Source organism: Aliarcobacter trophiarum LMG 25534 (assembly GCF_003355515.1).
Lineage (GTDB): Bacteria > Campylobacterota > Campylobacteria > Campylobacterales > Arcobacteraceae > Aliarcobacter > Aliarcobacter trophiarum.
This window is the reverse complement of the sequence record NZ_CP031367.1, coordinates 1,637,151-1,659,935: the sequence shown is the minus strand read 5'-3', so window position 1 is coordinate 1,659,935 and position 22,785 is coordinate 1,637,151. Positions and strand designations below refer to the sequence as shown.

Here is a 22,785-nt window from a genome sequence, read left to right as displayed (position 1 = left end):
TATAGACCATATAGTAGAAGATGTAATTATTTAAACTAAGTCGTAAAATAAAATTTTAGTTTAATACAATTTGGTTTCATATTAACTATTTCAGTTTTATTGCTGAGTTTTTTTGATATAATCGGCAAAAAATTAGACAAAGAGACAATATGATAGATATAAAACTACTACAAAATGATTTTGAAAAGATTAGTCAAGCTTTACAAAAAAAAGGTGTAAGTAATGAACTTTTAAATAGTTTAAAAGATTTAGCTCTAAAGACAAAGCAAAAAAGACAAGAGATGGAAGAGATAACAGCTTCTCAAAATGTTCTATCAAAAGAGTTTGGAAAATATAAAAAAGAGAATCTTGATATTAGTGAACTTCAAGCAAAAATTAATGCTTTAAAAATTAAAAAACAAGATATGGAAGAAGAAGTTAGGAATTTAGAAAATGATTTAAGCTCTATTATTTTAGGAGTACCAAATACTCCTGATAATAGTGTTCCACTTGGAGCTGATGAGAGTGAAAATGTGGTTTTAGAACTTGTTGGAGTTAAGCCAGAATTTTCTTTTATCCCTAAAGAGCATTGGGATTTAGAGTGCGATTGGCTAGATTTTGAAAGAGGTGTAAAACTAGCAAAATCAAGATTTACAGCACTTAAAGGAGAAGGCGCAAGACTTGAAAGAGCTTTAATTAATTATATGCTTGATTTTAATAGAGAGAGAGGATTTAATGAGTGGTATGTTCCATTTATGGCAAACTCAAATACTCTTTTAGGAACAGGGCAACTTCCTAAGTTTGCTGATGATCTGTTTAAAATAGAGGGTGAGGATTTATACTTAATCCCAACAGCTGAAGTTACTTTGACAAATCTATACAATGATGAGATTTTAGACAAAAGTGAATTGCCTATTTTACTTACATCTTATACTCCTTGCTTTAGAAAAGAAGCAGGAAGTGCAGGACGTGATACAAGAGGACTTATGAGACAACATCAGTTTGATAAGGTTGAAATGGTAGCGATTACATCTCAGGAAAGTTCAGATGAGGTTTTTTCTAAAATGGTTCAAACTGCGAGTGATTTACTAACTAGTCTTGGTCTTTGTCATCAAAAAGTGCAGCTTTGTAGTGGAGATTTAGGATTTAGTGCAGCAGTTACAATTGATTTGGAAGTTTGGTTACCTGGACAAAATAGATTTAGAGAGATTTCAAGTATCTCAAATACTAGAGATTTTCAAGCAAGAAGAGCAAAAATTAGGTATAAAGATGAAAAGAAAAATATCTTTGCTCATACTTTAAATGGTTCTAGTTTAGCTGTTGGAAGAACACTTTTAGCAATTATGGAAAATTATCAAAATGAAGATGGAAGTGTAAGAATTCCAGAAGTCTTGAAACCATATATTAAATAAATATAAAAGTATAAAAAAGGTGGAAAAACCACTTTTTTTAATTATTAAGGGAGAAAAAAAGGGGTTGAGAGACCCCCCCCCTTTAAAATTAAGTTTTAAATAATAAATTAAAATTCTACATAAACTTAATATTTAACAGAACGACCTTTGAAAGAGGTTTTATCCAAAATTGCTACATTTTAACTAAGGAGAGATAAGTTATAGATAAAACCTCTTGATCAATGAAATAGTACACTTTATAAACTTAAAGTTTGCTATTTTAATGCTACACTTGTAAGAAAACAGACAGTTTGGTAAAAATTATTTTACAAAAACCTTTGTATCGTATAGTTTATCATCTATAAAAATTTCAAAATAACCTTTTCTTACATCTAAATGCTTGAAAGTTAGTTCATACCCATATATCTTTTTTGTTATGTTATTGTAAAGTGCTTTTGTATCTATTAACTTACCTTTTGAACCATTTATTTTTGTAACAATATTTGTATTTTTATTGTAAGAACCTATAATAGCTACTATAAAAAAGATTTCTCCTTTATATTCAAAATCTGTTTTTATCTTATGTTGTACATTTTCAACTCTGTTTTTATCATAAATTGCTACCAAAAAAGCTTTTTGAATATTTTGTGAGTTTAAAAAGGTAAAAAATAAAATAATAAATAGTAATCTTTTCATATCAAAGTTGCCTTGGTTGTCCTATATGATACCCCTGAGCACAGCTTATTCCTATCTCTTTTATAATATCTAAAATATTATCATCACTTACGAATTCAGCAACTGTTTTAATTCCTATTTTTTTTGCAAAACTTACAATAGTCTCAACTATTAATTTATGTTTATCATCTGAGACTATGTTTCTAATTAAAGAGCCATCTATTTTTATATAATCAACATCTAATCTTAGAAGATGCTCGAAGTTTGAATATCCTGTACCAAAATCATCTATTGCAATCCTAGCTCCCAAATATTTTATTTGATTTATAAATGAGATAACCTCTTCATAATTCTCAATACCTTCAGATTCTAGAATTTCAAAAGTTACCCTTGAAGCTGTATTTGTATCTTGTATAGTTTTTAAGATATATTCAACTGTATTTTTATCTTTTATATCATCAACACTTAGATTTATAGAGAATTTTTCATCTCTATTTTGAAATGTTTTACAAGCTTCACTTATAACTATCTTTGTGATACTTGAGTATAGCTTTATCTTTTTTGAGAACTCTAAAAACTTATATGGAGATATTATAGTTCCATCTTTATTTAATATTCTTACTAAACTATCATAAGAGTATATTTCACTTGTTTCAATATCTAGTAAAGGTTGATAGTGACAAATAACTCTTTTTTCTAGAATTGCTTCTTTTATTTTAGTTGCAAGTTCAATATTTTCTTTGTATTTCTCTTCAATATTTTCACTCTCTTCGTATAAAGATATACGATTATTTGAAGTTTTTGCATTGTTTACTGCGATATCTACTTTTGTTAAAAGTTTTTCACTACTTTTTGCAATGCCAACTGAAAAGGTGATTAAAATAGTTTTATCTTCTATATAAAAAGGTTCACTATCTAATAACTTTATAATCTTTTTTGCCTCATTTTGTAGCTCATCTAGATTTCTGTCATCAAAAAATAGGATAGCAAACTCATCACCATCTATTCTATAAGTTGTATAATTGTATTTTATAAATCTTAGGGCTATATCTTTTAAGATTTTATCAGCATTTTGTGTACCAAAAAAATTATTTAGCTCTTTAAAATTATCAATATTAAAAACAATAGAAGAGTTAGGTTTTTTATTTTCAATATCTAAAATTATCTTTTGTCTATTTGGAAGTGTTGTAAGTTGATCAAAATACATAAGATGTTTATTTCTCTTTTTTAATAAAACCGCTTCAGTAGTATCTCTTGCTGTTCCTATAACTCCTATTAAATTCTTATGTTCGTCAAAAAATGGAGCTTTATCTACTTCAAAATATGTTAGTTTCCCTTTTATATTTCCATGTTCCAAAAATCTTAGTGGTTTCATGGCTTTTATAGTTTCTAAATCTGTATTAGTACACAATTCTCCAAAGGTATGCCAATCTTTTACCTCTTTATATTTTTCTTTTTCTCTTAATGCAAAAAAAACATCAGTTTTTCCAATAACTTCATCCGGCTTTGCCATTAATAAACCATTACAAATAGCACTATTTGCATATAGATAACGACCTTCTAAATCTTTTATCCAGAGCATATCAGGAGAGTGTTTGGTAATTAATTCTAAAAGAGTTTTAGAACTTAGTAGAGTTTTCATATGTTCCCCTAAATTAATTAATAATTTAGGAGAGTTTATCAAAAATCATAAAAAAATTAGATTAATTTTAATTTAATAATTTTTATATATCAGCTATTATTTATTTGCAGAATCAAAAATTTTGGCAAATCCTATTAAATCTTTTTTCTTTAAATCGCCTCTATATACTATATCTTCCACTTTGATATTTTCATCAGTTAAAACTTTTGGAACCAAATCAGCATTTTCTAAAACTTCCATATGACTTGATAATTCCTCCTCGCTATAGCTCATCTGCATATCTGCACTACTAATATGTGGAATAGCTTCAATTACTTTAAGTTTCTTTAACTCTTCCTCTACATTTACACCTTCTATAGTAACAATTACTCTACCTTTTTCATCATGCATATGATACTCACATACACCAGATTTTTTAAGATTTTCTACTACACTATCGAGATATTTTGGTAAAGTTTGTACCACTATACTTGAAATATTCATTTTTTACTCCTTTAAATTGTAAACATTTATATTAAAATCATCACTTGAAACAAAAATTTCGTCTTCATTTAAAAATAAGATATTTGTCAGAATTGACTTATTATCTACTAATTTATATAAAATCTCTTTTGTAACTGTATTGAAAACTGCGACACTATTTTTTTCATCAAAACAAAATGCTGCTTTATTTGAACTAGGGCTTAAAGCTACTGTATAGATTAAAAAATCAGTTGATAAAAAGTAAGGCTTTTCTAAACCTAAAGAGTAAATAGCTGCTCTTCTATCTTGACCTGCAGTTAAAATTGTATCTTTTTTTATATCTACTTGAAAAACTCTATCAACATTTTGTCCTTTAAAGGTTTTTGTTTTTTGTAGGTTTTTTATATCTATTTGAGAGATTATTCCACTCTCATCTGCTACAAAAAGAGTATCTTTTTTCTCATTTAAAACAAAGTGTGAAAAAGATGATTGAGATACTTGAAGCTCTTTTTTTATCTTTTTATCTTTTATATTATATATAAAAATCTGATTTGACAAAAGAGCATAGATTATATTTTCATTATCAATAAATTTTGCATAGGCTATGAAAAGTCTATCATTCGCATCTATTATATTCTCAAATTTATTATTCTCATAGATAAAAATATCTCTTCCACCACTTTCACCTTGAGATAAAATTAGTATTTTATCATCAATAATATCTGTGCTATAAATTTTACTATTGATTGTTTTATTTGTAAAATCTTTTATCTTTTCTAATTCTATTTTTTTTAATAAAGTTTTATTATTTATATCAAAAATATCAATAGTTCCAACTACTGTTGAAGCTAAAAGAAGGTTATCTTTTAATACCAAATTTGTAACTCCACCACTAGCTTTTAAACTATATTTTGGTTTTAGCTCTTTTATATCATTTGAATATAGATTTAGAGTTAAAATAAAAATAAAAATATATTTTATTAATTTCATAAGTTTTTTACCTTTATTGCATTTGTTGGACATACTTTTATACAAAATCCACAAGATGTACAGCTATTTTGTATAGATGGTCTAAACATTCCTAAAAATTCAATAGCATTATCAAGACATGGGTCTTTGCACGAAAAACACATTGTATTTTGCCAAGAAAGACAAGTTAATATATCTATCTCTATTTTAACTTCTATTTGCTTTTTATCTTCTATTTTTAGAACTTCACCACTACAAGATATAGCGCATAAATCACAATATGTACAGCCACTTTTAGAAAAATCTAAACTAGGTGTTTCATCATCTAAAATTATTATAATACTCTCTTGGCAAACTTCTGCGCACTCTTTAGAACTACATAAAATACAGTTTGTCAAAAAAAGATTACTATCTTTGAAGTAAGGTGGTCTTATAGCTCTTAATTCATCTTTTTGCTTAAAAGATTTAGAAAGAGAGCTAAAAAGCTCTCTTCTTTGCACTATTTAACACCCTCTGATACATTGTCCATAAGATTTGATTTATTATTCAAATCAGTACCTCTAAAATCAGGGATAAAGTTGTTTTTTGGAACAATTTTACTATCTGATTGTGGTGCATGACATGCTGAACAGTTAAATCTAGCATTTGATAAATGGTCAAGTGGTTTTACAATAGTTTTTATGTCACTACTATTTGCTAAAATTTTACCATCTCTTTCAAGTTCACCTTTTTTATCAATACTTACATCTTCTCTAAAATTTGTAAAGTGAGATTTCGGAATTGAAGTTGCATTCACACTAGGAGCAACCATTGGATCATGACAAGAGATACATTGGTTATTATCTATTGTTATTGGAAGCATACCTTCTGTATCATGTGAAATCATTGGTGGAGCATTTTCAAATGCTCTATCTATTTTTGTACTAGTTCCAGCTGCATCTGTATTATATTGAGTTTTATCTCCTACAACATTATCTTCTTGAAAAAGACTACCTTGTCTAATACCAATAGAGTCATCTTTTATAGTCTTGTTTGCTGCATAAGCAAAAGTAAAAAGAGTTGCAATGGCAACTAGGCTCAAAGCTAATTTTGTTAATTTCATTTTTTCTCCTTCATATAATTTCTTAATTCGAAATTTAGTGCATCATCATCACAAACCTCAATACATCTAGCACACGAAGTACACTCTTGTAAAACAGGTTCACTACTTTTATCTATCATATGTAAAACTTGAATTTCAGGGCATACAACTTTACACTTCATACAAGCAGTGCATTTTTCATGATTATGATGGACTCTTAACAGGCTAAATCTTCCAATTAGTGAATAAAATCCACCAAGAGGGCAAATATGCCCACACCAACCATTTTTTAAAACAAATAGATCAAATAAAAATATTACAATAATTGTTGCAAGTCCAAATCCTAGACCAAAAACTAAACCTCTATGAACCATAGATACTGGTGAGATAAGTTCAAAAGCTGCAACTCCCATAAAATATGAGATTATAAAACTAATTAAAATCAGCCAATATCTTAAGTTTCTAGTTGCTGGTTGTTTTTTTTGTACTTCATCAAATTTTAGAACTCTTCTTAAATAGTTTGCACTATCAGTTATAATATTTACAGGGCAAACCCAAGAGCAAAATGACCTTCCACCTATTGTAAAGTAGAATATTGCAACTATAAATGCTCCTAAAGCTATATCGAAAGAGATAATAGCTCCTGCAAAAATCATTTGCATTACTGCAAATGGGTCACTTAATGTTATAGTATTTAAAACCAAAGAGGTACTTAAATTACCCATTAAGATATTTATCCCATAAATATTTGCTACAATATAAAGAGCCATAATAGAGATTTGACTTACTCTTCTTGCTATTAAAAATCTATATTTTTTAATCATTTAGTAAATCCTCCATACCACTATTTAAAGACTCAACTGCACTTTTTTTATTTATTTTTGTTTTCCCAATCTCAACAGAAGCATCTTTTACTCTTCGCTCATCTGCTTCATCCCACCCTTTTATGTAGTGGTCTCCCACTTTTCCTAAAGCATTTTCTCTAGGAAGTACAAAAATTGCTGGTTTTTCAGTAATACAAGCTTTTTCACAAAGTCCGCAACCTGTACAAATATCACTATCTACAACAGGTTTTAAAAATGCATGCTTTCCTGTTCGTTCATTTTTTTCATATACTATATCTATAGCTTCACCTAAAAGTGGACAAGCTCTATAACATGCATCACATTGAATTCCCCAAAAAGCTACACAAGATTTTACATCTACAACTGCAACTCCCATTTCCATCTGTCTTATTTCAAAAGCCCCATTTTCATCTTTGACCTTTTTTTCATCAAGGGCATCTGTTGGACAAATAGGAACACAAGGAATATCAACACACATATAGCAAGGAATATCTCTAGGAACAAAATAAGGAGTTCCTAAAGGTAAATTATCCCCTGGTTTTGCCAATTTTAGTGTATCAAAAGGACATGCCTCTACACAAAGCCCACATTTTATACAAGTAGCCAAAAAATCATCTTCTTTTATGGCAGCTGGTGGTCTTAAAATTAGACTACTAGCTTTTACTTCACTTAAATATGCACTCCATGTTAAACTACCAAGAACTACTAAACCAATAGTTCTAGCACTTTTTAGAAGAAACTTCCTTCTATTTTCTTGATAGTTTTTTACTATATTCATCTATTTACCTTTTAAGCTTTATAAACTTTTACCGCACATTTTTTGAAGTCAGTTTGTCCTGATTGTGGACAAGTTGCATCTAAACAAACTTTATTTATAAACACTTTTTCATCAAACCAAGGAACATATACTAATCCTCTTGATGGTCTATTTCTTCCTCTTGTTTCAACTCTTGCTTTTACTTTTCCTCTTCTACTTTCAACCCAAGCTAGTTCACCTTGTTTTACACCATATTTATTTGCATCTTCAGGGTGCATATAGCAAAGTGCTTCTGGAACTGCTCTATAAAGTTCAGGAACTCTCATAGTCATAGTTCCACTATGCCAATGTTCTAGAACTCTTCCTGTGCTAAGCCAAACTGGATACTCAGAATCTGGCTTTTCTGGTGGATCCATATAAGGACGTGCAAATATTTTTGCTTTATTTTTTAGAGATTTTTTAGTTTTATCTTTAATTCCTGTTAAATCACCTTGAGCTAACTCTTTTGCTAAAGTTCCATAAAATGCGAAATTACCATTTGGGTTTTCAGCTTTTGCATATGGGTCATATTTTGTATTAAATCTCCATGATGTCTCTTTTCCATCAACAACTGGCCATTTAAGTCCTCTTACTTTGTGGTAAGTATCAAAATCTGCTAAATCGTGTCCGTGTCCTCTTCCAAAATCTGCATACTCTTCGAATAGATATTTTTGAACAAAGAATCCATACCCTTTCCATGGTTTTCCATCACTTCCTTGTACATTTCTACTATCTCCAAATGCTTCTGTATTATCATAACCAGCTTGGATAGGGTCTTTTAAATCAGCCTTATATGATTTTGCTCTATCATTTGCAAATAAAATATCATACATTGTTGAGTTTTCATTATATCCCATAGCTTTTGCTGCTTCAATCATGCTAGGAAGTTTTACTTCACCTTTTGTGCTAAGTAAACTTTGCTCACCCCAAACATCTTTAACCGTAAATCTTTTTGATAATTCAACCCATTGCCATGTATCACTCATAGAATCACCAATTGGAAGAACTTGTTGTCTCCATAGTTGTGTTCTTCTTTCTGCATTTCCATAACCACCCCATTTTTCATAAATCATTGCTGAAGGTAGAATTAAATCTGAAACTTTTGCAGATATTCCAGGATATGCTTCTGAAGTTACTATAAAGTTATCCATCTCTCTTGCAGCTTTTAACCAGTGGTTTGCATTTGCAGTATTTTGCCAAGGATTATTTACATTTACCCAAGCAAATTTCATATTTCCATCTTCTAAATCTCTCATGATTTTCATAAAAGGTTGAGTTCCTTTTGGATTTAATGTTCCAAGTGGTACATTCCATACTTTTTCAGTGATTTCTCTATGTTTTGGATTTTCTGTCATCATATCAGCTGGAAGTCTATGTGTAAATGTTCCTACTTCTCTTGCTGTTCCACATGCACTAGGTTGTCCTGTTAGTGAAAATGCTCCACTTCCTGGATGTGCTTGTTTATTTAATAAAAAGTGAACATTATAAGATAGTGTATTTACCCAAGTTCCACGTGTATGTTGGTTCATTCCCATCGTCCAGAAACTTACAACTTTTCTATCTTTTTCAATATACCAATTTGCAAGTTGTTGAAGTTTTTTCTTAAACTCTTCAATGTCCTCATCAGGATTCCCTTTTGCAATTTTTGCAACATAATCAAGAGTATAAGGCTCTAAAGATTTTTTGTACTCTTCAAAGCTAATTTCCCAGTGAGCAAGACCTGTATTTTTATGAGTCATTTTATCACCAGCTTTATACCCATAAGGTGCAAGTGCTGGAGCTTCTGTTTCAGAAACAATAGTTTCCATCTCTTTATTTACAATCTCCATCTCTTTACTTGAGTATTTTCCATCTTTTATAGATTTCTCATCACTTCTTCTCATACCATAACCAATATTAACTGGACTTGCAGCAAATACTATATTCTCTTTTATAAAATCCCAATCTATTGATTCAGGACGATTATATACTATCTCTCTTGCTATATAGTTCCATAAAGCTAAATCTGTATTTGGTGTGAAAATTATTTCCATATCAGCAATATCAGAAGTTCTATGTCTATATGTTGAAATATTTATTACTTTTACTTTATCTGGATTACTTAATTTTCTATCAGTAACTCTTGACCATAAAATAGGGTGCATTTCAGCCATATTTGAACCCCAACAAACAACTGTATCTGTTAGTTCAATATCATCATAACAACCACTTGGTTCATCTATTCCGAAAGTTTGATAAAAACCAACAACAGCACTAGCCATACAGTGTCTTGCATTTGGATCAATTGCATTTGATCTAAATCCTGCTTTCATCATTTTAAGAGCTGCATAACCTTCCATAATAGTGTATTGTCCACTTCCAAATACACCAATTCCTTCTGGACCTTTCTCTTTTAAAGCTGCTTTTATGTGTTTTTCCATCTCATCGAAAGCTCTTTTCCAAGAAATAGGAGTAAATTCACCTTTTTTGTCAAACTCACCTTTTTTGTTTACTCTTAAAAGTGGAGTTTTTAGCCTATCTGCTCCATACATAATTTTTGCATTAAAATATCCTTTAATACAGTTAAGCCCTCTATTAACTGGAGCAGCTGGGTCACCCTTTACGGCAACAATTTTTCCCTCTTTTGTTGCAAGCATAATTCCACAACCTGTTCCACAAAATCTACAGGCTGCTTTATCCCAACGCCAACCACTTTCAGCTGTATTTGCTTGTGCTTGAAGCTCTGTTGGTACACTCATACCAATGGCTGCTGCCGCACTTGCTGCTGCTGAACTTTTTAGAAAATCTCTTCTTGAAAGTGACATTCCTTCTCCTTTGAAATAAATTTATAAACAATTAGATATTACTAAGAAGTAGAGATAAAAGAATTGACATTGGTCAAATTCCTAAGTTTTTAAGTTAAGATTAATCTTTTTGAGTAAAATCTCAACTCTTTTTTTCTACAAAAAGAATAATCTTTTCAAGCTCATTTTTAAGCTCATTTAATCTTTTACCAGAGTGTAAAAGTTGCTCTTGTGTTTGTATTGCAATATCTTCACTTCTATTTAACTGTTTTGATATTTCACTTTTATTTTGTAGTTCATTTATAATTTCATCAAATTCATTTGAAATCTCTTCTAATTTTATAGAAGCATTTTTTGATTGTTCTAAAGCACTATTTGAGTCTATTATTGCACTATTTATTTTGTTTAAAAATCTATTAAACATATATGAAGCTTCTATTAATTCACCTTCAGCTTCAATTTTTATAGGCTTTAAGGGCTCTTCTAAATCTTGTTCCATAACTCTTTTTGATTCTTCAAGAAAATTTAGGGCATTTTTTTCCATAGTTTTTAATTCAAGAAAACTATAAATAATTAGAAGTAGAATTAAAATAGCGAAAAAGTATTGACTATTTTTTAATAATTTTATTTTTTGTTCACTATTTATTGTATGAAGGCTAACAAGTGCATCTACTTCATAAAGAAGATTTGGATTTGTTTCGTATATTATATTTACAATCTTTTCTAACTCTTCTTGATTTTTATTACTTGAGATTAACTCTTTAAACTTAACTATATTTTTGTAAAAAATAGACCACAAAAGTTCTACTTGTAACATCTGCTTATCTATATGAATATTAGGAGCTTCTTTTAATTTTGATAAACTATTTCCGCCTTTTAAGCTTTCAAGATTGTAAATAAACTCTTCAACACTAGAATCTAACTCTTGCTGTGAAGATTTTGGGTTTAAATATATGTAGAATATATTTTTTGAGATATTTTGGCTTAACATTCTTTGTTTCCCAGCGATATTTACAATCATTGCATCTTTTTCATTTTTATTATTTAAGTAGATAGTTGTTGCAACAATGCTTGCCATTAGAAGTACAAAAAGTATTCCAATAACTTTTATTTTCGTGCTAATAGTACTTTTTTTCATATTCCTACTCCTTTAAAAATATAGTTTAATGCAGTTTTATCTTTAATCATAACTTGTTGATTTTCAACTTCAATGATATTATCTCTTGACAATTTTTTTAAAACTCTTGATAGAGTTTCAGGTTGAATATGTAGCATAAAACTAACATCTTGTCTTTTTAAGCTATTAAACATCTCTAAATCACTAACTAACATATAAGCAACTTTTGCAGTAGCATCAAAAACCAACTCTCTATTTACTAAACATTGGAGTTGATGAGTTTTGTTTAGTAGAGAATTCATTAGCTCTTTTACAAGCAGGTTGTTATCTAAAAAATGTTCTTGTAGTTTTAGGAAATCTACAGATAAAACTATAGAATCTTCCATAAAAGATGCATTTGAAAAGCAGTAGATTTCGTTTGTATTTAGATTGCTTAGTTCGCTTATTAAAGAGTTTGAATGTATGTGATATAAAAATATTTCATTGTCAAATTTATCGTATTTATAAACTTTTATTAAACCTCTTACTAAAAAAAGAAGATTAGTTTTTAAATCTGTTTCATAAAATAAAATAGAATCTCTTTCGTATTTTGAGATAAAGGAGAAATTGCTTAGAAAATCAATTTGCTTATCATCTAGATTTGCAAAAAAATCCAAACTTTTTATACTTTGGTTCAATGTCATAAATTATCCTACAAATGTTTTGTTTAAGCAAGTATATATTAAGCTTGTAAAATAAATAATAAAACCGCTATAAAATAGGATATATAATGGACTTTAAAATATTTTTAAAAGCAGTGGGGACTGGACCTAAAGGAAATAGAGATTTAACTCTAAACGAGAGTTTTGAAGCTATATCTCAGATTTTAAATAAAGAACCAACACAGGCACAAATAGGTGCTTTTTTAATTGCATGGAGAGTAAAACTAGAAACTATAGAAGAGTTTAAAGGAGCCATAAAAGCCTTAAATAGTTTTATAAAATATAAAGAGGTTCCAGACTCTTTAATGTTAGGCTATAACTTTGATGGAAGAGATACAAATCCATATCTCTTTCCTTTATATGAAGATATTTTGGATGGTTTTTTCAAAAAAAATAGTGATGTAAGAAGATTAAATCTTGTAATTAGTGGGGATTTAGTTCAACCAACAAAAAATGGAATTTGTACAAAAGATATATTTACAAAATTTGATAAGGGTCAATATTTACACTATTTTGATAGAGTAGAATATCTGCAAGAGTTAAGTGAACTTACACCTTTAAGGAGAGAGTTTGGCTTAAGAACAGCCTTTAATACAGTTGAAAAACTTTTAAACCCATCTTTGAGTGAGTATGGAATTTGTGGAGCTTTTCACAAACCTTATGTCTCAAAATATATTGATATGTATAGAGATGATTTTAAAGATATTACAGTTGTTAGAGGAGCCGAGGGAGATATTGAAGTTTTTAAAGACTCTAAGTTTTGGCAAAAAAAAGATGATCAGATTGTTGAATTTGAGTTTTGTTTAAAAGATTATGGAGTTAATTATTCGAAAGTTTTTGAAAATATCACTTTGGAAGATAACTTAAATATTTTAAAAAATTATGATGATGAGATTTTGAATTTGGCTAAGTTTAACGTTGCATTGTATTTGCTATTTGCTAAAAGAGTTAGCTCTTTGGATGAAGCTTGGCAAAGATTAAATTAAAAAAGGGTTTATAATATGTTATTAGATGGATTTGGAAGAAAGCATGATTATTTAAGAGTATCAGTTACTGAAAGATGTAACTTTAGATGTCAATATTGTATGCCTGAAAAACCTTTTTCTTGGGTTCCTAAAGAGAATTTATTATCTTATGAAGACCTTTTTAAATTTATAAAAATTGGTATTGATGAGGGTATAAAAAAAGTAAGAATTACTGGTGGAGAGCCACTATTAAGAGATGACTTAGATTATTTTATAAAGTTAATAAGTGATTATAAAAATGATATAGATTTGGCTCTTACAACAAATGGATTTTTGCTTCCACAAATGGCACAGAAATTAAAAGATTCTGGTCTTAAAAGAATAAATATCTCACTTGATACACTAAATCAAGAAAGAGCTATGAAAATAGCGCAAAAGGATGTCTTACCTACTGTTTTAGATGGAATTTCTAAAGCAAAAAATGTTGGGCTTAAAATAAAAATAAATTGTGTACCTCTTAAAAATATAAATGATATTGATATTATAGATGTTTTAGATTTTTGTAAAGAAGAGGGCTTTACTGTACGATACATAGAGTTTATGGAAAATAGTTTTGCAAAAAGTGGAGCAAAGGGTTTAAAAGCGGATGAGATTTTAAATATTATAAAAACAAAATATCCAAATATTAAAAAAGTTCCAAGAGATACTAGCTCACCAGCTCAATATTATATGCTTGAAGATGGCTATGAATTTGGTATAATAGAACCACATAAGGATGATTTTTGTTCTTCATGTAATCGTATTAGATTAACGGCAGAAGGGTTTTTAATACCTTGTTTATATTTTGAAGATGCTATGAGCATAAAAGATGCAATAAGAGCAAATGATATAGAAAAAGCTACACAAATTTTGAAAAAAGTTTTACAAAATAAGCCAGAAAAAAATAAGTGGTCAACTAAAGATGATAACAAAGTATCAAGTAGAGCTTTTTATGAAACTGGTGGATAAGTAAAATTAAAGCAAAATTTATATAGAATTCGCACCTATTTTAAATAGAACAAAATAACTATACCTATTAGGAGGTCAAAATGGCTTTAGATCAGGAATTAAAAGCGAGTATTGTTGCAAAATATGGAAGAAAAGATGGTGACACAGGTTCTGCCGAGGTTCAAATTGCACTATTAAGTGAACAAATTAAAACTTTAACAGAGCATTTAAAAGTGTTTAAAAAAGACCACTCTTCAAGACTTGGACTACTTAAAATGGTAGGAAAAAGAAAAAAACTTTTAACATACTTAAAAAAATCAGACTATTCAAGATTTACATCTGTAGTTGAGAGCTTAGGAATTAGAGCTAAATAAGTTTAGACTCTAGTTTTTAAAAGGGATTATGGTTTTTCCATAATCCCTTTTTTTATGCCAACTTAAATTAATAAGAACTTCTGTACAATATAGATAAAAATTATATAGGATATAAAGATGTTATTAACAAAAAAGAGTGAATATGCGCTACTATCTTTGATTTCTATATCAAAGCACAATGAACCTGTAAATGTAGATATTTTATCAAAAGAATTAGAAATCTCAAAATCATTTTTAGCAAAAATTATGCAAAGCTTGGCAAAAGCTGATTTAGTAATATCTCATAGAGGGGTAAATGGTGGTTTTGTTTTAAATAAACCAATAGATGAACTTACAATTTTGGAAATTGTTGTTGCTGCTGAAGAGAAAAATCCAATGGTTTTTGAGTGTTCAGATGCAATAAGCTCTTGTCCAAACAATAAAGCAAAGCTTTGTACAATTTGGCCACTTTTAAATAATTTACAATTTAAAGTAAATGACTTTTTAGCAAAATTAACACTAAAAGATATTGCATGAATAGTATAAGACTTTTTCATATTTCTCATACAGATTTAGATGGATATACTTGTCAATTTCTGACAAATAAGATTTTTAAAGAGAAGCACTTTTACAATGCAAACTATGGTTTAGAAGTTAAACAAGCTCTCAAACAAGCTATTATTGATATTAAAAATTATCAAGATGAAAAGCTACTATTTTTAATAAGTGACTTAAATTTAAATCCTCAAGAGAGTATAGAACTAGATAAAGAGATAAAAACTCTAAAAGATAGTGGTTTTGATATAACTTTACAACTTTTAGATCATCATATAACAGGAAAGGTAAGTGCAGAAAAGTATGATTGGTATTTTTTGGATGACAAAAGATGTGCTACAAAAATAGTTTTTGACTATCTTGTAGAAAACTTTTCAAAAGATATAAATGAGTATGAAGCTCTTATAAACTGTGTAAATGCTGTTGATATTTGGCTAGAAAAGGAAAAAGAAAACTTTGAATTTGGAAAAGTTTTGATGAGTTCTGTTATAAAAGCAAGAGAGATAAATCAAATACTTTTTTCTTCACTTGATAGAGAGTATAAATTTTTTATTTTAGAAAAATCAAAAGAATTTTTAAATTTAGAAAATCGTCATATAGTTTTTGATAATAGTATTCACTCAATAAAAAAAGAGTTTTTGAAAGATAGTTTTGATGATACTTTGGACAATCTAAGTGCTACTTATTTGGTAAAATCATTAGATAAAATAAAAGAGGATTTAACTATATTTTATAATGGTCAAAAAGGACTTATGACTTACTGTCTTGGTTCTATTTCAATTCCTGCAAATAGTTTTTTAAGAGCCAATAGTGATTATGATTTTTTTGTAGATATAAGTAGAAAAGGAAATGCCTCTTTTAGAGCTGATGGAAAGCTAGATGTTTCACAACTAGCCTCTAAGTTAGGAAATGGTGGAGGGCATGTAAATGCAAGTGGTTGTAAATTTGATGATTTTGTTGATACAATAAATTTACAAGAAGTAAAAGCTTATATTCAAAAAAAATTGGATAATTTGAAATAAAGGAGAGAAGATGGAGTGTGAATTTCCAACAGTAAACTCAAATAAAGATGAGATTAAAGCTATTTTTGAAGAGACAAAAACTATTGCAATAGTAGGTCTTTCACCAGATAGTGAAAAAGCTTCAAATAAAGTGGCAGCTTATTTACAAAGTAAAGGTTTCAAAATTATTCCTATTTATCCAAAAGAGGATGAAATTTTAGGAGAGAAAGTTTATAGAAGTTTGGCTGAAATACCTTTTGATATTGATATTGTTGATATTTTTAGAAAACCAGATGCTATAGCAAAGGTTGTAGATGAGGCAGTAGCTTTAAAAAATGAGAAAAATATAAAAACTGTTTGGTTTCAACTAGGGCTTTCAAATAATGAAGCTGCTAAAAAAGCTCTTGATAATGGTTTAAAAGTTGTACAAAATAAGTGTACAAAGATTGAGCATAAGGCAATTTATTAAGTAGGATTTAGAAGTTTTAAAACTTCTAAAAACTCTTTTTTTTGATATTATCATCTCCTTGCTACTTTTATTTTAAATATTTATTTATTCTTCATATTTTTTATTTTTTGAAAGTCTCTTAATAAAATAGGGAGTTAAATATAAATAAAATCTACTTTAAACTTTTTGTTTACTCTTGACTAAAATCATTAATATAGGATTTTAAATAGGATAATATTTGTCCTATATAAAACTAAAGGATTAAAGATGATAAGTGATTTAACTAATAATATAGAACAATTCCCACAAGGACATCCTGTACGTGTATATTTAGAAGAAAATATTTTAATAAAAGAGCTATTTTCTGAGCTTTTTAAAACAGACCCAGAAAAGGATTATCAAAAGTTTTATAATATTTTTAACCAAATTTGTGAAGTTGAAAAACACTTTGCAAGAAAAGAGAACCAACTTTTTCCTTATCTTGAAAAATATGGTTGGACTGGTCCTTCTCAAGGAATGTGGTCTTTTCATGATGATATAAGAGCAATAATCAAGGATACAAGAGCCTGTATTGAAGCAAAAGAGTTTGAAAATATTATAGAGAAAACTACAAATGTATATAATAATTTAATACACTTAATAAATGTAGAAGAGAATAGATTACTTCCAAATGCTTTACAACTCTTAAAAGATGAAGATTGGGAAGAGTTTTATGAAGGTGATAGTGAAATTGGTTGGATGTTTACAACACCGCCTCCTAGATATCCAGAAATTTTAGAAAAAAAGAGTGAAGATATAAATAATGAGCCTGAATATATTCACCCTAGTATGGATAAAAAAAGACGAAAACTTCCATTTTCTCTTGAAGGGCGACATCACTATGATGAGGGGTATTTAACTCCTGAGCAGGTAAATTTTATATTTAAGTTTCTACCTGTTGATATTACTTATGTAGATGAGAATGATAGAGTAATCTTTTATAACCGTGGAGATGAAAGAGTTTTTCCTCGAAGTGCTGGAATAATTGGAAGAGAAGTTAAATTTTGCCATCCACCAAAAAGTGTAGATCAGGTTTTAAAAATTCTTGAAGAGTTTAAAGCAGGTAGGCAAGACGTGGCTGATTTTTGGATTACGTTTAAAGGAAAATTTGTACATATTAGATATTTTGCCATAAGAGATGAGCAGAAAAACTATAGAGGTGTTATAGAGATGAGTCAAGATGTTACAGATATAAGAGCATTACAAGGAGAGAAACGACTTTTAGATTGGGAGTAGCAGATATAATCTGCTACTTTACTATTTGGTGAAGTTTTGAACACTGCCCTAAAAATGTATCCATTCCACACATATCATTCATAATATCTTGAAAACTATGAGCATGAGCATTATAAACATATACAAAAATCTCATCACCTTTTTTTAGAAAGTTCTTTTTACCAAAATCTGTATATGCTGTTGCACCTGCAGCTATTAAAATACCTTTTGAATTGTGAGCATATTTTAGAAATTGTCCTAACTCTTCAAGTGGTCCACAATCTTCTTGGCAATTTAAAATATCAATCATCCAGTATTTTAGCTTTTCAAAAAAATAGCTGTAAGATTTTACTGCACTAGTTGTTCCATAATCACAAACAATACCATCTCTTTTTATAAATGAAGAGATATGATATTTACCTAAAACTCCATTTTCACTAAAGTTATCAATAGCTATAATGTCTTGTGAAATTCCTTTTGTATTTGTTCCCCAGTTCTTCTTTGTACTAAGTTTGCTACCATCTTGAACTCGAATAGAGCAATCATTGAATGCTGTAAAGTATTTGGGAATAATATCTACTATTTTTTCGCTTTCATATACAAAATCACAAATTAAAGCTACTTCTGCTTCAACTTGAAGATTATCACACTCTCTTCCATGAGTTAAAATAACTTCATCACAAATAGGGTAAGTTCCTAGAAAACTATCATGACCTTTTATATAAAAAGGGAACATACCCTTTGGAGCATCTTTTTCTTTTGTCTCTATAATAGAAAACTCATCCGCTTCTCCAGCTTCTCCTAAATGATTTGCAAAGTTTCCGGCAACTGCAAATCCTAAATAATCTTTTAAATCTTCTAATAAATTCATAATAATATAGTCCTATTATTTTTTTAAACTGAAATGGTATCAGAAATTTTTATGATAAAAGTCAAAAATGAGATATAGTTTAAAGAGTTAAGAATGATTTAAGAAATATTCTATAAAGAGATTTCCTCCTTATAGAATATAAGTTTACTTATTAATAGTTCTCCATTTTGCAGGTCCTGTTGTATGAATAGAGTTACCTTCTGTATCAACAGCAACAGTTACAGGCATATCTTTTACTTCAAACTCATAAATAGCTTCCATTCCTAGCTCTTCAAATGCTAGAGTTTTTGCACCTTTAATTGATTGAGCGATTAAGTAAGCAGCACCACCAGTTGCAATAAGATAGATAGATTTATAATCTTTTATTAAATCAATTGTTGGTTGTTTTCTCTCACCTTTTCCAATCATTCCCATAATACCAATTTCCATCATATCTTTTGTAAATTTATCCATTCTTGTAGATGTTGTTGGTCCTGCTGGTCCTACAACTTCACCTTTAACAGGATCAACCGGACCTACATAGTAGATAAATTTATCTTTTAAATCAACTCCATTTGGAAGTGGTTTTCCAGCATTTTTATACTCAACTATTTTTTTATGAGCAGCATCTCTAGCAGTTAATATTTTTCCAGAAAGTAAAAGTGTATCTCCTGATTTAAATTGAGATAAATTCTCTTTTGTTAAATCTTCAATATTTACTCTTTTAATTGTGTCCATTGGAAGTTTAATATCTGGCCAAAGGTCTAAATCAGGTTTATTAAACTTAGCTGGTCCATTTCCATTTAGTTCAAAATGAATATGTCTTGTTGCTGCACAGTTTGGAATCATAGCAACAGGTAAAGAAGCAGCATGACAAGGATAATCTAAGATTTTAACATCTAAAACTGTTGTAAGACCACCAAGACCTTGAGCTCCAATTCCTAGTTTGTTTATATCTTCATAAAGTTTTAGTCTTAACTCTTCAAGTGGATTTTGTGGACCTCTTGCTTTTAGTTCGTGGATATCAACATGTCCCATTAAAGACTCTTTTGCTAAAAGCATTGATTTTTCAGGATTTCCACCAATTCCAATTCCTAAAATTCCAGGAGGACACCATCCTGCACCCATATCTTTTACATTTGCCATAACCCAATCATAAATACTATCACTAGGATTTAAAACAGCAAATTTAGATTTATTTTCACTTCCTCCACCTTTTGCTGCAACTGTAATATCAAGTCTATCAGAGTTATCAACACTTACATGAATTACTGCTGGTGTATTATTTTTTGTATTTACTCTTTTTCCTGCAGGATCTGCTACAACTGAATATCTAAGAGTATTATCAGGATCAGTATAACCTTTTGCTACACCTTCATTTAATAAATCTTCTAAATTTTTTGTAATATCTAAGTTAGCTTTTAAACCAACTTTTACAAAAATATTAACACTTCCTGTATCTTGGCATAATGGTCTATGACCCATAGCACACATTTTTGAGTTTATTAATATTTGCCCAATTGCATTTTTAGCAGCATCGCTTTTCTCATTTTCATATGCTTCAACCATACCTTTTACAAAATCTTCTGGATGATAAAACGAGATAAATTGACAGGCACTTGCAACTGAATCAATAATATCTTGTTCTGTGATCTTTTTACTCATAGTTTTTCCTTTATTTTTTAGAAATTCTAAAATTATATCAATGCCCTTTATAAATTTTGCTTTTATATGGGAGTAAATCTATAAAATTATTTTAAATTGTTTAGTTTTGAAATAAAAAAAGCTACCCTTAAAAAGAGTAGCTTCCAAAAACTTTAAAGATTAAGCAAAAAATCTTTGCTCAACTATATCTTGAAGTTTTGCTCCTGAGTATTTAGCTCTTTGAACTAATTCCCAAAAATATCTATAAGTTGCTCTATCGTGTAACTCACCATCATATTGGATTGGTCCCCACTCAGCATCTTGAGCTTTGATTAGGATATTTTGTGCAGCTTCAAGTTCTGTAAAGTCTGGTTTCATAGCATCTACAATTGCTTGAACTTGTGTTGGGTAAATTGACCACATTCTCATAAATCCAAACTCATTTCTAGCTCTTTCAGCATCTTTATATGTTTGGTATGGATTTTTAAGATCAAGTGTTACATTATGACAAGGAATTACACAATTTTGAATAGCAGCTTGTGCAACTCTTGCTTTTGCAGCACCAATAAGTCTGTGCTCAAATTGTCCAGGACTTCTCATATTTATTGCAGGAATAGCTCCTTGATAACCACTTACAAAGTCCATTAAACCAAAATCAAGTACTTGTAGCCAAGGAAGAGTTGCTAATTTTTCAACATCTTGTAGAGCTCCGTGAGTTTCTATTAAGATATGAATTGGAATCTCTCTTTTAATTCCAGCTTTTTTTGCAACAGCTTGAATATACTCAATTTGAGTTTTTGCATCTTCATAACAAGTTGATTTAGGAAGTGTAATATATGCTAAATTTTCTCCAGCACCAGCTACTAAAATATCAACATCTTGTCTCCAATCTGGATGAGAGTGGTCATGAATTCTTGTACCTGCCATTTTATATGGGTTTTCAGCAGAGTTTACAACTCTTACAATCATTTGAGCATGTTCAACTTCTTTACCAGTTTCTGCACCATCTTCACAATCACAAGTAATATCAAAAACAGGTCCTAGTTTTTTTTGCATTTCAAAACCTTTTAGGATTAGCTTTTCGCTTCCTGCAAAGTGTTCACAAGTTGGAATAATTGGTAAAGATTTACCAGATTCAAATAAAGCTTCTTTTGGGTGTGTCATTTTTTTTCCTTTTTATTAAATTAAATTTTTATTTTTTTGTTGATTTTTTTGGGATTACAACTGTGTAATCTAAATCTAAAACTACATTTGGAAGATACTTTCCATCTTCACCTTTTGCATTTTCTATCTCTTTTGGATTTTCTATCTCTTTTGGATTTTGATTTTTAAGTGCAATTGTTCTTACTCTTAAAAGAGCAATATCATCTCTATTTACCTCAATCTTCTCTAAAATTTCAGTGTAAGCATAAATAGTATCTCCAGCATATGTAGGATTACTATGGCTTCCACTATTTATTGCATATACCCACTGAGCATTAAAAAGCCCATTATGTGAGATTGCTCGTGCTATTGAGATAATAATTCCACCATACATAAGTCTTTGACCCATAGGAGTTGATTTCATCATATGGTCATTGAAATGTACCTTTGCATTGTTTTGGTAAAGTTTTGTTGCAAGGGTATGATCACTATTATCAATAGTAATTCCTTCAGGATGATTAAGTCTCTCTCCTACTTCATAATCTTCAAAGAAAAACTCTCCACCACTTGCATCTGTATCAACTTTTTTAATAGTTGGAATATTTACAATATTTATTGGGGCACTTTTTTCAAAAGTAGGAACAACATTTATATCACTTTTTATAGAGTGGTCTTTTTTGTGAACCATAACCCATCTTTTGAAGTTTAAAACCTCATTCCCATCTTGATTTACTCCAATAGAGTGAACATAAACAACTCCACTCTTTCCATTTGAGTTCTCTTTTAGTCCAATTACAGATGAAGTCATACTAACTGTATCTCCAACATAAACAGGATTTACAAAAGATACTTCAGCATATCCTAAATTTGCAATTGCATTTAAAGATATATCTTGAACAGATTTTCCAAATGTTAAATGAAACATTAAAATATCATCAATTGGTCTTTTATTATATCCCATCTCTTTTGCCACAATATCACTTGAATGTAGAGAGAATCTACTTCCAGTAAAGGCTATGTATAAAGATACATCACCTTCGCTAATAGTTCGTGGAAGTGGATGAACTATTTTTTGACCAATAGAGAAATCTTCAAAATAGTTACCAAAATTTATTTTATTACTAATCTTTGACAAGAAAACTCC

At 29.3% G+C, this 22,785-nt stretch carries 23 protein-coding genes; 8 read left to right on the top strand and 15 right to left on the bottom strand.

The window, feature by feature from the left end; all coding sequences use genetic code 11:
- Positions 1-149: 149 nt before the first annotated feature.
- On the top strand, positions 150-1,391 hold the full coding sequence (gene serS / locus ATR_RS08535; protein WP_115429006.1) for a serine--tRNA ligase: 1,242 nt from the start codon (positions 150-152) through the stop codon (positions 1,389-1,391).
- 300 nt (positions 1,392-1,691) lie between these two features.
- On the opposite strand, the gene ATR_RS08530 is transcribed toward serS, so the two are convergent.
- From ATR_RS08530 to ATR_RS08480, 11 genes are all read right to left on the bottom strand, one after another.
- Positions 1,692-2,066 (bottom strand): hypothetical protein, encoded by a 375-nt coding sequence (locus ATR_RS08530; protein ID WP_115429005.1) that lies wholly within the window; start codon positions 2,064-2,066, stop codon positions 1,692-1,694.
- Between the two features lies 1 nt (position 2,067).
- Positions 2,068-3,687, bottom strand: coding sequence for an EAL domain-containing protein (locus tag ATR_RS08525; RefSeq protein ID WP_115429004.1), 1,620 nt, complete (start codon positions 3,685-3,687; stop codon positions 2,068-2,070).
- A 96-nt stretch (positions 3,688-3,783) separates the two neighbouring features.
- The gene (locus ATR_RS08520) at positions 3,784-4,170 is read right to left on the bottom strand and encodes a chaperone NapD (RefSeq protein WP_115429003.1); all 387 of its coding nucleotides are present in this window, start codon (positions 4,168-4,170) and stop codon (positions 3,784-3,786) included.
- Positions 4,171-4,173: 3 nt separating this feature from the next.
- On the bottom strand, positions 4,174-5,139 hold the full coding sequence (locus tag ATR_RS08515; protein ID WP_115429002.1) for a WD40 repeat domain-containing protein: 966 nt from the start codon (positions 5,137-5,139) through the stop codon (positions 4,174-4,176).
- On the bottom strand, positions 5,136-5,618 hold the full coding sequence (locus tag ATR_RS08510) for a 4Fe-4S binding protein (RefSeq protein ID WP_115429001.1): 483 nt from the start codon (positions 5,616-5,618) through the stop codon (positions 5,136-5,138). The genes ATR_RS08515 and ATR_RS08510 overlap by 4 nt, the downstream gene beginning before the upstream one ends.
- A complete protein-coding gene (locus ATR_RS08505) occupies positions 5,618-6,220 on the bottom strand; it encodes a nitrate reductase cytochrome c-type subunit (RefSeq protein WP_115429000.1) in 603 nt (200 codons plus the stop codon). The genes ATR_RS08510 and ATR_RS08505 overlap by 1 nt, the downstream gene beginning before the upstream one ends.
- Complete coding sequence (gene napH, locus ATR_RS08500) at positions 6,217-7,023, bottom strand: quinol dehydrogenase ferredoxin subunit NapH (RefSeq protein ID WP_115428999.1); 807 nt, start codon at positions 7,021-7,023, stop codon at positions 6,217-6,219. Before napH ends, ATR_RS08505 begins: the two co-directional genes overlap by 4 nt.
- Positions 7,016-7,822: a ferredoxin-type protein NapG gene (gene napG, locus ATR_RS08495; protein WP_115428998.1), complete on the bottom strand. Its 807-nt coding sequence runs from the start codon at positions 7,820-7,822 to the stop codon at positions 7,016-7,018. Before napG ends, napH begins: the two co-directional genes overlap by 8 nt.
- An 11-nt stretch (positions 7,823-7,833) precedes the next feature.
- The gene (napA, locus tag ATR_RS08490) at positions 7,834-10,644 is read right to left on the bottom strand and encodes a nitrate reductase catalytic subunit NapA (protein WP_115428997.1); all 2,811 of its coding nucleotides are present in this window, start codon (positions 10,642-10,644) and stop codon (positions 7,834-7,836) included.
- A 121-nt stretch (positions 10,645-10,765) separates the two neighbouring features.
- Positions 10,766-11,761, bottom strand: coding sequence for a type IV pili methyl-accepting chemotaxis transducer N-terminal domain-containing protein (locus ATR_RS08485; RefSeq protein WP_115428996.1), 996 nt, complete (start codon positions 11,759-11,761; stop codon positions 10,766-10,768).
- Complete coding sequence (locus tag ATR_RS08480) at positions 11,758-12,423, bottom strand: Crp/Fnr family transcriptional regulator (RefSeq protein ID WP_115428995.1); 666 nt, start codon at positions 12,421-12,423, stop codon at positions 11,758-11,760. The genes ATR_RS08485 and ATR_RS08480 overlap by 4 nt, the downstream gene beginning before the upstream one ends.
- Before the next feature lie 86 nt (positions 12,424-12,509).
- Between ATR_RS08480 and ATR_RS08475 the strand changes: the two genes are divergently transcribed.
- The 7 genes from ATR_RS08475 to ATR_RS08445 all read left to right on the top strand — a co-directional run bounded on the left by ATR_RS08475 (position 12,510) and on the right by ATR_RS08445 (position 18,025).
- Positions 12,510-13,427, top strand: coding sequence for a glycosyl transferase (locus ATR_RS08475; RefSeq protein WP_115428994.1), 918 nt, complete (start codon positions 12,510-12,512; stop codon positions 13,425-13,427).
- A 15-nt stretch (positions 13,428-13,442) separates the two neighbouring features.
- Entirely contained in the window at positions 13,443-14,414 is a 972-nt protein-coding gene (gene moaA, locus ATR_RS08470) for a GTP 3',8-cyclase MoaA (protein ID WP_115428993.1), read from the top strand.
- A gap of 80 nt (positions 14,415-14,494) precedes the next feature.
- Positions 14,495-14,767 (top strand): 30S ribosomal protein S15, encoded by a 273-nt coding sequence (gene rpsO, locus ATR_RS08465; RefSeq protein ID WP_115428992.1) that lies wholly within the window; start codon positions 14,495-14,497, stop codon positions 14,765-14,767.
- Positions 14,768-14,884: 117 nt separating this feature from the next.
- The gene (locus tag ATR_RS08460; RefSeq protein WP_115428991.1) at positions 14,885-15,283 is read left to right on the top strand and encodes an RrF2 family transcriptional regulator; all 399 of its coding nucleotides are present in this window, start codon (positions 14,885-14,887) and stop codon (positions 15,281-15,283) included.
- Positions 15,280-16,323, top strand: a complete 1,044-nt coding sequence (locus ATR_RS08455; RefSeq protein ID WP_228254222.1) for a DHH family phosphoesterase — start codon at positions 15,280-15,282, stop codon at positions 16,321-16,323. Before ATR_RS08460 ends, ATR_RS08455 begins: the two co-directional genes overlap by 4 nt.
- A 10-nt stretch (positions 16,324-16,333) precedes the next feature.
- Positions 16,334-16,771, top strand: coding sequence for a CoA-binding protein (locus ATR_RS08450; protein WP_115428990.1), 438 nt, complete (start codon positions 16,334-16,336; stop codon positions 16,769-16,771).
- A gap of 246 nt (positions 16,772-17,017) precedes the next feature.
- Positions 17,018-18,025, top strand: a complete 1,008-nt coding sequence (locus ATR_RS08445) for a DUF438 domain-containing protein (protein WP_206731849.1) — start codon at positions 17,018-17,020, stop codon at positions 18,023-18,025.
- 13 nt (positions 18,026-18,038) lie between these two features.
- Here the strand turns inward: ATR_RS08445 and ATR_RS08440 are convergent, their stop codons facing one another.
- The 4 genes from ATR_RS08440 to ATR_RS08425 form a co-directional block, all read right to left on the bottom strand.
- Positions 18,039-18,875, bottom strand: coding sequence for a DUF5718 family protein (locus ATR_RS08440; RefSeq protein WP_115428989.1), 837 nt, complete (start codon positions 18,873-18,875; stop codon positions 18,039-18,041).
- A 144-nt stretch (positions 18,876-19,019) separates the two neighbouring features.
- Positions 19,020-20,519, bottom strand: coding sequence for a fumarate hydratase (locus ATR_RS08435; protein WP_115428988.1), 1,500 nt, complete (start codon positions 20,517-20,519; stop codon positions 19,020-19,022).
- Between the two features lie 159 nt (positions 20,520-20,678).
- Positions 20,679-21,662, bottom strand: a complete 984-nt coding sequence (locus ATR_RS08430; protein WP_115428987.1) for an HpcH/HpaI aldolase/citrate lyase family protein — start codon at positions 21,660-21,662, stop codon at positions 20,679-20,681.
- Positions 21,663-21,690: 28 nt separating this feature from the next.
- Positions 21,691-22,776, bottom strand: a complete 1,086-nt coding sequence (locus ATR_RS08425; protein ID WP_179948455.1) for a MaoC family dehydratase — start codon at positions 22,774-22,776, stop codon at positions 21,691-21,693.
- Positions 22,777-22,785: the final 9 nt, after the last annotated feature.

Coding starts and splice junctions, on each gene's coding strand:
- serS (WP_115429006.1), top strand. CDS start 150: ATGATAGATATAAAACTACTACAAAATGATTTTGAAAAGATTAGTCAA.
- ATR_RS08530 (WP_115429005.1), bottom strand. CDS start 2,066: ATGAAAAGATTACTATTTATTATTTTATTTTTTACCTTTTTAAACTCA.
- ATR_RS08525 (WP_115429004.1), bottom strand. CDS start 3,687: ATGAAAACTCTACTAAGTTCTAAAACTCTTTTAGAATTAATTACCAAA.
- ATR_RS08520 (WP_115429003.1), bottom strand. CDS start 4,170: ATGAATATTTCAAGTATAGTGGTACAAACTTTACCAAAATATCTCGAT.
- ATR_RS08515 (WP_115429002.1), bottom strand. CDS start 5,139: ATGAAATTAATAAAATATATTTTTATTTTTATTTTAACTCTAAATCTA.
- ATR_RS08505 (WP_115429000.1), bottom strand. CDS start 6,220: ATGAAATTAACAAAATTAGCTTTGAGCCTAGTTGCCATTGCAACTCTT.
- napH (WP_115428999.1), bottom strand. CDS start 7,023: ATGATTAAAAAATATAGATTTTTAATAGCAAGAAGAGTAAGTCAAATC.
- napG (WP_115428998.1), bottom strand. CDS start 7,822: ATGAATATAGTAAAAAACTATCAAGAAAATAGAAGGAAGTTTCTTCTA.
- napA (WP_115428997.1), bottom strand. CDS start 10,644: ATGTCACTTTCAAGAAGAGATTTTCTAAAAAGTTCAGCAGCAGCAAGT.
- ATR_RS08485 (WP_115428996.1), bottom strand. CDS start 11,761: ATGAAAAAAAGTACTATTAGCACGAAAATAAAAGTTATTGGAATACTT.
- ATR_RS08480 (WP_115428995.1), bottom strand. CDS start 12,423: ATGACATTGAACCAAAGTATAAAAAGTTTGGATTTTTTTGCAAATCTA.
- ATR_RS08475 (WP_115428994.1), top strand. CDS start 12,510: ATGGACTTTAAAATATTTTTAAAAGCAGTGGGGACTGGACCTAAAGGA.
- moaA (WP_115428993.1), top strand. CDS start 13,443: ATGTTATTAGATGGATTTGGAAGAAAGCATGATTATTTAAGAGTATCA.
- rpsO (WP_115428992.1), top strand. CDS start 14,495: ATGGCTTTAGATCAGGAATTAAAAGCGAGTATTGTTGCAAAATATGGA.
- ATR_RS08460 (WP_115428991.1), top strand. CDS start 14,885: ATGTTATTAACAAAAAAGAGTGAATATGCGCTACTATCTTTGATTTCT.
- ATR_RS08455 (WP_228254222.1), top strand. CDS start 15,280: ATGAATAGTATAAGACTTTTTCATATTTCTCATACAGATTTAGATGGA.
- ATR_RS08450 (WP_115428990.1), top strand. CDS start 16,334: ATGGAGTGTGAATTTCCAACAGTAAACTCAAATAAAGATGAGATTAAA.
- ATR_RS08445 (WP_206731849.1), top strand. CDS start 17,018: ATGATAAGTGATTTAACTAATAATATAGAACAATTCCCACAAGGACAT.
- ATR_RS08440 (WP_115428989.1), bottom strand. CDS start 18,875: ATGAATTTATTAGAAGATTTAAAAGATTATTTAGGATTTGCAGTTGCC.
- ATR_RS08435 (WP_115428988.1), bottom strand. CDS start 20,519: ATGAGTAAAAAGATCACAGAACAAGATATTATTGATTCAGTTGCAAGT.
- ATR_RS08430 (WP_115428987.1), bottom strand. CDS start 21,662: ATGACACACCCAAAAGAAGCTTTATTTGAATCTGGTAAATCTTTACCA.